The sequence below is a fragment of the Streptomyces sp. CNH287 genome (assembly GCF_000424825.1).
Genome location: NZ_AUKQ01000014.1, coordinates 13,020 through 24,307 on the forward strand (window position 1 = coordinate 13,020; position 11,288 = coordinate 24,307).

8 protein-coding genes and 1 tRNA gene are annotated in these 11,288 nt (G+C 72.7%); 6 read left to right on the plus strand and 3 right to left on the minus strand.

The window, feature by feature from the left end; all coding sequences use genetic code 11:
• Window positions 1-32: 32 nt before the first annotated feature.
• Window positions 33-806 carry a D-Ala-D-Ala carboxypeptidase family metallohydrolase gene (locus H299_RS0115115; protein WP_027749094.1) on the minus strand — a complete coding sequence of 258 codons (774 nt, stop codon included), beginning with the start codon at window positions 804-806 and terminating at the stop codon, window positions 33-35.
• A 256-nt stretch (window positions 807-1,062) separates the two neighbouring features.
• Here H299_RS0115115 and H299_RS0115120 point away from each other — a divergent pair.
• A tRNA-Ser gene (locus H299_RS0115120) sits at window positions 1,063-1,152 on the plus strand.
• A 203-nt stretch (window positions 1,153-1,355) separates the two neighbouring features.
• Here H299_RS0115120 and H299_RS0115125 read toward each other — a convergent pair.
• Window positions 1,356-4,025 carry a hypothetical protein gene (locus tag H299_RS0115125; protein ID WP_158692336.1) on the minus strand — a complete coding sequence of 890 codons (2,670 nt, stop codon included), beginning with the start codon at window positions 4,023-4,025 and terminating at the stop codon, window positions 1,356-1,358.
• 193 nt (window positions 4,026-4,218) lie between these two features.
• Here H299_RS0115125 and H299_RS34300 point away from each other — a divergent pair, with 193 nt between their 5' ends.
• Complete coding sequence (locus H299_RS34300) at window positions 4,219-5,013, plus strand: (2Fe-2S)-binding protein (protein ID WP_037759221.1); 795 nt, start codon at window positions 4,219-4,221, stop codon at window positions 5,011-5,013.
• 125 nt (window positions 5,014-5,138) lie between these two features.
• Here H299_RS34300 and H299_RS0115135 read toward each other — a convergent pair whose 3' ends face one another.
• A complete protein-coding gene (locus H299_RS0115135; protein ID WP_027749096.1) occupies window positions 5,139-6,152 on the minus strand; it encodes an iron-siderophore ABC transporter substrate-binding protein in 1,014 nt (337 codons plus the stop codon).
• A 90-nt stretch (window positions 6,153-6,242) separates the two neighbouring features.
• On the opposite strand from H299_RS0115135, the gene H299_RS0115140 reads away from it, so the two are divergent.
• The 4 genes from H299_RS0115140 (at window position 6,243) to H299_RS34305 (ending at window position 11,288) form a co-directional block, all read left to right on the plus strand.
• Window positions 6,243-7,298: a FecCD family ABC transporter permease gene (locus H299_RS0115140; protein ID WP_486587279.1), complete on the plus strand. Its 1,056-nt coding sequence runs from the start codon at window positions 6,243-6,245 to the stop codon at window positions 7,296-7,298.
• A gap of 26 nt (window positions 7,299-7,324) precedes the next feature.
• Window positions 7,325-8,485, plus strand: a complete 1,161-nt coding sequence (locus H299_RS0115145) for an iron ABC transporter permease (protein ID WP_027749098.1) — start codon at window positions 7,325-7,327, stop codon at window positions 8,483-8,485.
• Between the two features lie 8 nt (window positions 8,486-8,493).
• The gene (locus H299_RS0115150) at window positions 8,494-9,363 is read left to right on the plus strand and encodes an ABC transporter ATP-binding protein (RefSeq protein ID WP_051262526.1); all 870 of its coding nucleotides are present in this window, start codon (window positions 8,494-8,496) and stop codon (window positions 9,361-9,363) included.
• Between the two features lie 302 nt (window positions 9,364-9,665).
• Window positions 9,666-11,288, plus strand: coding sequence for an aminotransferase class V-fold PLP-dependent enzyme (locus H299_RS34305; protein WP_078512760.1), 1,623 nt, complete (start codon window positions 9,666-9,668; stop codon window positions 11,286-11,288).

Below are 11,288 nucleotides of genomic sequence, written 5' to 3' on the forward strand. Positions count from 1 at the left end.
TTCCGGGAGGTGGAGTCCGGTGGGCGGCCTGGTCAGCCCACGCCGCAGGAGGACGCCGACCAGAAGCGGCTGGAGCGGTGGTCCACGTGCGTGTGGTCGCTGTGGCCCGGGTAGCCCGGGCCGAGGATGCCCCGGAAGCCGTGGTTGCGGGCCTGCTTCGCCAGCGTGCACAGCGAGTGCGGAATGACTCCGAGGTCCACCCCGTCGCCGTACATGTGGCGGCTGCTCGGCGAGCCGCCGACGGCGTCGTTGCAGGCGCGGGAGCGGAAGCCGCTGGTGACCCGGATCGGCTTGTCACCGAGCGCGTGCCGCAGCGCCTCGAGCTCCCACATGGCCCGCAGCGCGTTCGACTTGGCCGTCGCGGCGGAGACCGCGCCGCCGGACCAGCTGGTGTTGCAGCCGTTCAGTTCGGCGTAGGTGAAGTGGATGGGGGTGCAGTCGTTGTCCTGGAGCGCGTAGATCTTGCTGAAGGTCTTCGGACCGGCCACGCCGTCGGCGCTCAGCCCGTACGCCCGCTGGAAGCGGGTGACGGCGGCCTTCGTGGCCGGGCCGTAGCTGCCGTCGACGGCGAGTACGGAGCCGTAGCCGGGGTATCCGGCCACGCGGATCTGCAACTGCGTGACGTCGGCGCCGCTCGCGCCCTCCTTGAGCGTGCGGCCCCAGGTGTAGCAGCCGTCGGCCAAGGCCGGCCCGGACTTGGCGGCGGACGGGGCGGCCGACGGGGCGGCGGCGACCGCCGAACCGGCCAGTAAACCCGACGTGATCATGACAAGTGCGGTCAGCAAACCGAGGATGCGTCTCTTCATGCGGACTCCTGTGGGGGTTCGGCCTCCGGTGGCGGAGGCAGCCGGAGGCCCGGCTCATCGGTACGACACCCAGCAGCCTGACCGCACCGCTTCGGCAGGTCAACGCCGCACGCCCACCGCCAGAGGCGTGTACCAATGATCCAGCCCCGGCCCGCGCCTCCGCGCCCGGTCGCCGTCGCGACCGCCCGGCACCCGCCCCGCCGCCGCCCGCTAGGCTGTCCCCGTGCCGCCGTCGGGGTCTGCCGGGGCGGCGCCGGGAGGTGTGCCCGAGCGGCCTAAGGGATCGGTCTTGAAAACCGTCGTGGCAGCAATGTCACCGTGGGTTCGAATCCCACCGCCTCCGCCATATGGCAAAGCCGCAGGTGAGCGAGGGGTCCGCAGTTGCGGACCCCTCCACTGCTCACTGCCTGTGTCAGCGTGTCCCACCGTGTCGCAGTCCTGACCAGCGCGTGCGGCCAGCCTGTGGCCAGGCCGGTGAGTGGCCTACGGCTCAGGGTCGGTCAGGGCGTAGTCGAGGAGCTGGTCCGAGGCCGGGCGCGGAGACGGGCGTCACCACGGGGCCAGGTCCTGGCCCGTGGCGGCGATCCACAGTGCGGAGAGCGCCGACGACGGCCTGTCGTTGAAGTCGTCAGCCGGCAGGCGGCCGAGCAGGTCCAGCACGGCGCTGAGATGTCCGCACTCGGCGGCCTGCAGGATGAGCAACTCGGTTGGTCTGCGGCGCCTGGACCTCGGCGTCCTGAGCAGTTCGGCGTGCGCCTGGGCGAGTGCCGCGATCTCCTGCTCGGTCGGGGTCGGCGGCAGGGACCGCCTCGGGGTGCCGTCGGCGATGCTCTGAGCCCGCTCGTAGTACTGGTTCTCGAAGGCCCAACTGTCGTCGAGCCAGGATCGGAGCAGATCCGGCCGGCCCAGCTCGGCCAGTGCCTTGATCATGCTCGATGGCCGGTCCCGGCCGGGTGGAACCTGAGCTTCGAGGAACTCCTCGGCCATGTCGAGCCGGCCGGTGGCCAGCAGGTAGTGCATCCACGGCTCGCAGTACCTCCGTTCGGGGGTTCTCTGCCACTGCCCGCCTCGCGCCCACAGGGCTCGGGCCTCGTCCTCGCGTCCGCACTCGGTCAGCGCCCAGATGACGGGGAGGCGGTGCCGACCTGTGTCGGTCTCCGGTTCGATCGCGTCGTGGGCACGGGCGAACCACACGTCGGCGGCGGCGATTTCGCCCAGAGCCTGGTAGGCGCCGCCGACGGAGGAAGCCAGGTCGGCGATGCCGTTCGGCCCCAAGGCCGCCTCCGCACCCGCCTCGACCTCGGCGAAGAACCTGAGCGCCTGTTCGGTTCGTCCCGCACGGGCCAGGATCATCGCCACATCGGCAGCGGCCGCGACGCGCTGATCCGTGGCCGACATCGCCCCCAGCGCTTCCGCGGCTCCGCCGGCCTCCCCTCGCCGGGCCCGGAGCCGGGCCGTGTGGCGCAGAGCCGGGTCCACGACGAAATCCCAGACGCTCCCGAGCGCAGAGAGGGATTCCGTCACCACCGAGAACAGGACCTCCATGGTCGCCGTGTCGGGCGGGGGCCACGCTCCGTCCTCGCGGGCATCGGCTTTCCCCGTCGTGGTCGGCTGCGCGGCCCCGTCGGCCCCGTCGGTTTCGAGCCCTTCGACGTACTCCCGAACGTAGTAGCCGGCGCCCTCTTCGCCCAGTCGTTCGGCGGCGGTCCGCGCGTCCGGCACGATGTCGAGCCCGCCCCACCGCACCGGCCAGGCGAAACGCCGGTCGACCGCCCAGGCCAGCACTGCCTCGACCTCTTCCCTGCGCTCGGGCGGCGCGATCACCACGCCCTCGTGGAACGCCGCGCACCAGGTGTCCTCGTCCAGCGCGAAGTGCACGTTGTACCGCTCGAAGCCGTACTCGTGTTCCACGCACCGAGGTTCTTGTGGTTCGCGGAGGAAGACGACGTCACTCAGCGCTTCTCCGTTGCCGGGCCGACGGAAGGTCACGCGGGTCGAGTCCACGGTGACCCGCACCCCGCCCGAGTCGTCGCCCGCCGAAGCGCCGTGCCAGACGCGCGCCTCCCGGCGCTCGTCCTCGGTGAGCACCCTCATCTGTTTGGTGGCCATGGAGACCGCGAAGGTCTGCCCGCTGCTCGCGTCGTGCGTGAGGAGTTGACTCCCGTCCCGCGACCAGCTCGCGTTCTCCAGCCACGCCTGGCCGTCGTCGTTCGTCCGTGTGAACTCCGAGGGAAGCGTCTCGCTCAGCAGGTACGGATGCGACGCCGGTGCATGCCATGGCGACCACTGCAGCGTGCCCGCCTCCAGCGGGACGACGCAGCCCATGACGGCACAGGGTGATCCCGAGGCGATGTACGCCTGTGTGCCGTCGGGCGCCAGCGCCCACCTCGGCGGCCGGCTCGCACCGTCCGTCACGCTCGCACCGGCGATCGGTTGGGGGTGGGGCGCGGCGTCGAACGGATCGAACACCCCTATCAGATTGGTGTGGTGGACGAGCCCCACCCGGGTACTGTCAGCCGACCACTGGATGGTGTCGTGGTAGCCGGGAAAACCGACGCCGCCTCCGATCCTGTGGAGGGCGTTGACGCAACGGCCGCTCGCGATCTCCCAGATCTGCAGCACACCACCGAGACCGTAGTCGTCCCCGCAGTGGCTGCCGGTGGCCAGATAGCGTCCGCACGGGCTGATGGCGTGGTCGACGATCTCGGTGGCGTGCTGGAACGGATGCTGCAACCGGGTGCCGCCGAGCCGGCGAATCCGTTCAGTGGCGAACCGGTGCGCCTCCGTGACCCCGTGCGTCTCTTCCAGCTCCAGCAGCAGGCCCCGAAGCGGCAGCAGGTCTCGCCCGGAGACGAAGGCAGACCAGTCCGCTTCCCGCAGCACGCCCAGCGCCGCAGCCGGGTCGGTGACCGAGGCGAGCAAGGCGTGATCCGCGAACGTCCCTGCCTCACCGGGAGCTGAGTCCTCGCCGGCCGAGGGCCGGCCGGTCCGCCGCAGAAGGGACCGCAACGCCTTCCCGTCATAGATCGGAATTCCGCGGGTGAACGGATGCCCTACTTTGCGGCCCTCCACGCCATCCCCGCAGAAGACGAGATCCGTGCTGTCGGATACCGAACTCGACACCCGCGCGCCCAGTGCCACGAGACCGGCCTTCGCGGCGGCATGCGACAGCGTGTGGAACCGTCCCATCAGTACGACGGTTCTTCCCTGAAGATCCATGACGACGACCCTAGGGTCGTCCACTGACAGTGGCTGCCGGCGCGTCGGTAGAGCGTTCCGTGCGGTTCGCGCGTGCGCGCGTGATCCATGGGGCGCAGGGGCGGGAGGGGCGCGGGGAAACTGGCGGGACAGAACTGTAAGGTAAGCCTTACTTGCCTTGCCGGTCCGTCGTTCCCTGAGGAAAAGCCACCCCGTGCTGCTCGAAGACCCTGCCCCGGCCACTCGCTCCGCGCCGCTCGTGGGGAGTTACCGCAGACTGCGGGCCGCCTCGCCGCTCGCGCGCTTCGACATCGGGGCGCCGCGGGCGGGCGACGGCTGGGTGACGGGGCGTCAGCTCGCGGAGGACCAGGCCGTGGTGGAACGCCTCGTGCGCGCCGAGACGGAGCGCATCCACGGCGCGTACGGTACGGCGCCGCGCACCGACGTGGCCGCCACCTGGGTCCTGCACCGCTACGCCTTCACGGTGTGCCTGGCCATGGCCGCGCCCTGGTTCCTGGAACGCCGCGTACCCCGGCTGCCGTTGGACGGTGTCGGCTACGGCTGGCGCGACCGGGCGCTGTCGGTGCGCCCCTCGGCCGTGACCGCGCTGCGCGGTGATCCGGCGGCGGAGCACTCCGGGGCGCGCACGGTGACCGGGGCGGCGGCGCTGCGCGCCGAGCTGCGGACCGCGGTGGCCGCGCACCTGGGCCCCGTGCTGGACGGGTTCCGCCCGTTCCTGCGCCGCGGCAAGCACGCGCTGTGGGGTCTGGCGTGCGACGAACTCACCGACTCGCTGCGCCACTTGGGGCGGGTGCTCGGCACCCCGCAGTCCGCCGCCGACGCGGCGGGCGCGCTGCTGCCGGGCGGTACGCCGCCGTTCGTGGGCGGTGCGCACTTCGAGCCGCCGACCGAGCCGGACGGCGAGCCCGCCCGTACGCGGGTGGGCTGCTGCCTGTACTACACGCTGCGGCCCGCCGAGCTGTGCGCGGGATGTCCCCGGAGCTGCTGAGCCGAAGGGTCGCGCGCGGGGGTCGGGGGTCGGCTCCGGCGGCGCGCGGGCCTCCGGGTACTGGTACCCCGAAGGCCCTTGCGCGACAGTCGACCTGACGTGTCATCAGTGCGGGGGCAGCAGCGTCAGGCGGTGGCCGCGTCGACCCCGTAGGTCTTCGCGATGTCGTCCAGCACGCCGTGCGCGCCGTACAGGCCGACCGCGCTCATCCAGATCGCGTCGTCCACCTCGTGCGTCTCGCCCTTGAGCTTCTTCCACAGCGGGTTGGCCTCGAACTTGTCCTTCGTCTTCTGGGACAGCCCGGCCTCGTCCGCGTAGGTGGTGATGAAGATGTCGTCGGCGTCCATCTTCTTGATCTCCTCGTCGGAGATCTCGGTGTTGAAGTTGTTGCCCTTGGCGGCGGCGGGCTTGTCGAAGCCGAGGTCGTTGACGATGACCCCGGTGTAGGTGTTCTCCTGGTAGATGCGCGTCGGTCCGTCGACGAAGCGGACCACCGAGACCTCGGGGTTGCCGCCCTCCTTCTCGCGGACGCTGTCGCCGATCGTCTTGGCGCGCTTCTCGAAGGCGCTGATCTTCTGCTTCGCCAGCTTCTCCTGGCCGAGCGCCTCCGCCACGAGGTTGAGGTTCTCCTTCCACGTGCCGCCCGTGGTCTCGGAGAAGACGGTCGGTGCGATCTTCTCCAGCTGCGGGTACAGCTTCTCGTGGCGGACCTTGGCGGACAGGATCAGATCGGGCTCCAGCGCCGCGATCTTCTCCAGGCTGGGCTCCTCCAGCGTGCCGACGGGCTTGGCGTCGGCCGCGAACTTGCCCTTGTCCTTGCCGAAGTACTCGGGCAGCGCCTCGTCGGAGCCCGCCAGCGTCGTGTATCCGACAACCTCGCCCTCCAGGGCCAGCGCCGCGTCGACGAAGGTCATGTCCAGGGCGACGATGCGCTTCGGGCTCGCGTCCAGCTTCGCCGAGTCCATCGCGTGCTTGACTGTACGCGGGAACGCGGAGTCCGAAGAGGACTTCCCCTTGCCCTCCTTGCCGTCGCTCTCGTCGTCGGAGTCGCTGCTGCACGCCGCGGTGGCGACGAGGCCGACGGTGATGGCGACGGCCCCGGCCGTGCGGCCGATCCGGGTGAGCCAGTGGGCTCTCATGAGGGTGGTCCCTTCTTCCGTTGGTCTGCCGCGTAAGGATAGGCTCACCTAAGTGTTTCCACGAACAGAGTGGCCGGACCGGAGGAGATCGTGACAGAAGCGCTATCTGCCGCGCCGCGCCGAGCGGTGCCCCGGCAGATCGCGACAGAACGGACGGCCAGACGCTGGACGGGCCTCGCCGTGCTGTGCGGACTCCTGCTCCTCGCGGCGTTGTCGAGCATCGTGCTCGGCAGCAAACCGCTGAGCCTGGAGCAGGTGTGGCACGGGCTGTGGAGCCCCAACGGCACCGAGGGCGACGTCATCGTCCGCTCGCTGCGCCTGCCGCGCACCGTCCTGGCGATCGTGGCCGGCTGCGCGCTCGGCGTCGCCGGTGCGCTCATGCAGGGGCACACCCGCAATCCGATCGCCGACCCGGTGCTGCTCGGAGTGAGCGCGGGCGCGGGGATGTTCGTCGCGGGCGGCATCTTCGTGCTCGGGATCAGCTCACTGTACGGCTACGTCTGGTTCGGCTTCGCCGGGGCGATGCTCGCCACCACCGCCGTCTACCTGGTGGGTACGGCGGCGCGCGGCGGCGCCACCCCGGTGACGCTGGCGCTCGCCGGGGCCGCCGTGCACGCGCTGTTCACCGCGCTCACCGCCGGAATGATCCTCCTCGACCAACGCGCCCTGGAGGTCTACCGGTTCTGGACGGTCGGCGCGGTGGGCGGCCGTCCGCTCGACCTGACCGTCGACATGCTGCCCTTCATCGGCCTCGGTCTGCTGCTCGCCGCCGCCAACGCGCCCGGCCTGAACGCCCTTTCCCTGGGCGAGGACGTCGCACGGGCCCTGGGCGTACGGGTCGGGCTGACCCGGCTCACCGGCATGGCGGCCATCACGCTGCTCACCGGTACGGCCGTCGCGGTGTGCGGGCCGATCGGCTTCGTCGGGCTGATGGCCACGCACATCGGGCGGGCGTTCACCGGGCCCGACTACCGCTGGGTGCTCTGCTACGCCGGGCTGCTCGGTGCGATCCTGATGCTCTGCGGGGACGTGCTGGGGCGGGTCGTGGCCCGGCCCGGCGAACTGCCGGTGGGCATCATGCTCGCGCTCGCCGGGGGGCCGGTGTTCATCTACCTGGTGCGCCGTCGCAAGCCGGTGCGGCTGTGACGGCGGCGGAGGGGACGGGGGAGGTCATGCGGGCCGAGGCCGGCGAGGCGGGTTCTGCGGGTACGGCGGGCTCTGCGGCTACGGCAGGCTCTGCGGCCAAGGCCGCCGAAGCCCCCCGCGGCCCCGCCGTGCCGGGCCGTACACCGCTGCGCGCCGGGGCCGTCTCCGGCGTGTGGCGCCCCCGTACGGTGGTCGTCCCGGTGCTCGCCGCCGTCGCGCTCTTCGCCGCGATCGTGGTCGGCACGGGGCGCGGCGACTCGCCGATCTCCGTGGTGGACGTCGTGCGCATCCTGTTCGGCGGCGGCGACGCCGGGCAGCGGCTCGTCGTCATCGAGTTCCGGCTGCCGCGGGCGGTCGTGGGCGCGCTGGTGGGAGCCTCGCTGGCGCTGGCCGGGGCCATCATCCAGGGCCTCGCGCGCAACCCGCTGGCCAGCCCAGACGTCCTGGGCATCACGTACGGCGCCGGGGTCGGCGCCGTCTCGGTCATCGTCCTGGGCGGCGAATACGGCAGCGTGGGCGGCACGTTGGGCGAGATAGGGGTGCCCACCGCGTCGGTCGTCGGCGGACTGCTGACCGCCGTCCTCGTCTACGTGCTCGCCGTACGGCGCGGCCTCTCCGGCTTCCGTGTCCTGCTCGTCGGCGTCGGCATGCAGGCGATCCTCTCCAGCGTCGTGTCCTGGCTGCTCATCAAGGCGTCCATCGTGGACGCGGGCCGCGCCGTCGTCTGGATGACGGGCAGCCTCAACGGCACCAACTGGGACAACGCGCAGGCCGTGGGCTGGGCGCTGGCCCTGCTGCTGCCCGCCGCGCTGATCCTCTCCTTCCCCTTCGGTGCGCTCAACTTCGACGACGACACCGCGCGCGGTCTGGGCGTACGGATGACCGGCACCCGGGTCGCCCTGCTGCTGACCGCCGTCCTGCTCACCGCGACGGCGTGCGCCGCCGCCGGGCCGATCACCTTCGTCGCCCTGGTCTGCCCGCAGATCGCCGTGCGCCTGCTGCGTACCGGCACGCCGCCTCTGCTGGCCTCGGCGCTGATCGGCGCGGCCGTGACGGTGTGGGCGGACGTGCTGGGGCGTACCGCCTTCGGGCGGGTCGAACTGCCCGTCGGCATCCTGACGGCGGCCCTCGGCGCGCCGTACCTGCTGTACCTGCTCATCCGTGGCGGAAAGGCCCAGCGATCATGACGGACACCATGGGGAAGGCCGGGGCCACCGTGCCCGCCGCCGATGACGCCGACGCCGCCGCCGACAGGCCGCGGGTGCGGCTGCGCGCCGACCGGCTGACCCTCGCCTACGGTGACCAGCCCGTCGTGCACGATCTGGACCTGGACATCGTCGAGGGCACGGTGACGGCCGTGATCGGTCCCAACGGCTGTGGAAAGTCGACCCTGTTGCGCGCCTTCGGGCGGCTGATGAAGCCCGCCTCGGGCCGCGTACTGCTGGACGGCAAGCCGGTGCACACCATGCCCACCCGCCAAGTGGCGGGCCTGGTGGGCCTGTTGCCGCAGTCACCGGTGGCGCCCGAGGGGCTCACCGTCGCGGACCTGGTCGCGCGCGGCAGGCATCCGCACCAGTCCTGGTACAGCCGCTGGTCCGCCCAGGACGAGGACGCCGTCGCGCAGGCGCTGCGCAGCACGGGTACCTACGACCTCGCCGAACGCACCCTGGACGAACTCTCCGGCGGCCAGCGCCAGCGCGCTTGGATCGCCATGACGCTCGCCCAGGAGACCGAGTTGATGCTCCTGGACGAGCCGACCAACCACCTGGACCTGGCCCACCAGCTCGACGTGCTGGACCTGGTGCGCAGGCTGCACCGGGAGACCGGCCGCACCGTGCTGCTGGTGCTGCACGAACTGTCGCTGGCCGCGCGCTACGCCGACCGGCTGGTGGCCATGAAGGAGGGCCGGATCGTGGCCCAGGGCACGCCCGCCGAGGTCCTCACGGAGGAACTGCTGCGCGAGGTCTTCGAACTGCGGGCGCGGGTGCGGTACGACGAGGAGACCGGCGTGCCGCTGGTGATCCCGCTCGGCCGCGCCGACGAGGCGGAGGCCGCCGCGAGCTGACCGCCGGGCCGCGTCGGCCCGGCCCGTCCGGCCCCTGACGTACGGCTCCCGCTTTCTCACCCCCCTACGCGCGCCGCCCCCGGCCGGCGCGCCGTTTCGTGCTGCCCGCACGGCGGTTGGGCACTTGGCGCCCCGTACGCGCAGGCCGCGGGGGTGGGGGCGGGGCAGCATCCAAGCTCCATTTAAGTTAGGTTAGGCTAACCCAAATTACAGTACGGACTGTGGGTTCTCGGTAGCGTGGTGTGCCCATGCGCCGCGCGTCAGCGAGGACCGCACCTGGGCCACGACCGAAGGGCATCGGCATGCAGCGTGCTCAACTCCCAGTTCGCCAAGGGCGGCACGGGTCCCGGACCCGTCCGGGGACATCCGCCTCCGTGCCCGCGCCCCGGGCGGCAGCCGTCGCGGGCGGGGTGGAAGGGCCGCGGGTGCTCCGCGAGTTGACCGGCGTCGTCCTGGACGCCCTCGCCGACGGCGCGGCGGCCCGCGGCGGCCCGGCCCCGGCGGGCACCCCGGCGGAGGTGACGGCACGCACCGTCGCCCGCTGCGCGCCGCTGCTCCCGGCGCAGGGGATCGGCGCGTCCGCCGCGCTGACCGACCTCGTACGGGCGGTGACGGAGGGCGCCACCGATCCGGCCGACCCGGCCTGCGCCGCCCATCTGCACTGCCCGCCGCTGGCGGTCTCCGTCGCCGCCGACCTGGCGGCCTCCGCGCTCAACCCGTCCATGGACTCCTGGGACCAGGCACCCGCCGCCGGAGTGATCGAGGAACAGACGACCAGCGCGCTGGCCGCCCTGGTCTACCCCGCGCGCACCGCGCCCGACGCCCTGATCACCACCGGCGGCACCGAGTCCAACCTCGTCGCGCTGCTGCTGGCCCGGGAGCGCGCCCGGGCCGGGGGCGCCCGTACCGTCCAGGTGCTGTGCGGGGCCAACGGGCACCACAGCGTGCGCCGCGCGGCCTGGATGCTCGGGCTGCCCACGCCGGTCTCGGTGGAGTGCCGCCAGGGGCGGCTTTCCCCGGCCGCGCTGGACGCCGCCCTGGCCCAACTGTCCGGCCCCGCACTGGTGGTGGCCACCGCGGGCACCACCGACGAGGGGCTGATCGACCCGCTTCCCGAGATCAACCGGATCGCCGCCGCGCACGGCGCCGAGGTGCACGTGGACGCGGCGTACGGCGGGCCGCTGCTCTTCAGCGACCGGCTGGCCGCCCGGCTGGCGGGGCTCGACGCCGCCGCCTCCGTCACCTTCGACCTGCACAAGCTGGGCTGGCAGCCGGTCGCCGCCGGGGTGCTGGCGGTCGCGGACCGCGAACGGCTGGACCCGCTGTCGTTCAGCACGGACTACCTCAACGCCGACGACGACACCGAGGCCGGGCTGCCGGACTTCCTCGGCCGCTCCATCCGCACCTCCCGCCGCCCGGACGCGCTGAAGATCGCCGTCACGCTGCGCGCGCTGGGCCGGGAGGGGCTGGGGCGGCTCGTGGAGCACTGCGTCGACTCGGCCGTGCGGTTCGCCGCGGCGGTCGACACGCACCCCGCGCTGCGCCGCCGCGCCGGTGACATCGGCATCAGCACCGTGCTGCTCCGCCCGACCGCCGCCGACGCGCTGCCGCCGGCCGAGGGGGACGCCCTCGTCGCCGAGATCCGCCGACGGCTGCTGGCCGACGGGCGCGCCGTACTGGGGCGGGCCGTCGCCACGGACGAGGACGGGCAGCCGAAACTGTGGTTGAAGGCCACGCTGCTCCACCCGCAGGCGCAGCAGGCCGACTTGGACGGGCTGCTGAAGCTCGTGGCCGACCACGCGGGGCTCGCGCGCGGTGCCGGGCTCGCGGACGCCGCGCCCGCCGGGGCCGGGGTCGCGCCTGCCGGGGCCGGGGTCGCGCCTGCCGGGGCCGGGGCCGCGCCGGCGGGCGGGGAGCGCCGGTGA

Excerpts from the sequence above, each read along its gene's own strand:
- H299_RS0115115 (WP_027749094.1), bottom strand. The coding sequence starts at position 806 with ATGAAGAGACGCATCCTCGGTTTGCTGACCGCACTTGTCATGATCACG.
- H299_RS0115125 (WP_158692336.1), bottom strand. The coding sequence starts at position 4,025 with ATGGATCTTCAGGGAAGAACCGTCGTACTGATGGGACGGTTCCACACG.
- H299_RS0115135 (WP_027749096.1), bottom strand. The coding sequence starts at position 6,152 with ATGAGAGCCCACTGGCTCACCCGGATCGGCCGCACGGCCGGGGCCGTC.
- H299_RS0115145 (WP_027749098.1), top strand. The coding sequence starts at position 7,325 with ATGCGGGCCGAGGCCGGCGAGGCGGGTTCTGCGGGTACGGCGGGCTCT.
- H299_RS0115150 (WP_051262526.1), top strand. The coding sequence starts at position 8,494 with ATGGGGAAGGCCGGGGCCACCGTGCCCGCCGCCGATGACGCCGACGCC.
- H299_RS34305 (WP_078512760.1), top strand. The coding sequence starts at position 9,666 with ATGCAGCGTGCTCAACTCCCAGTTCGCCAAGGGCGGCACGGGTCCCGG.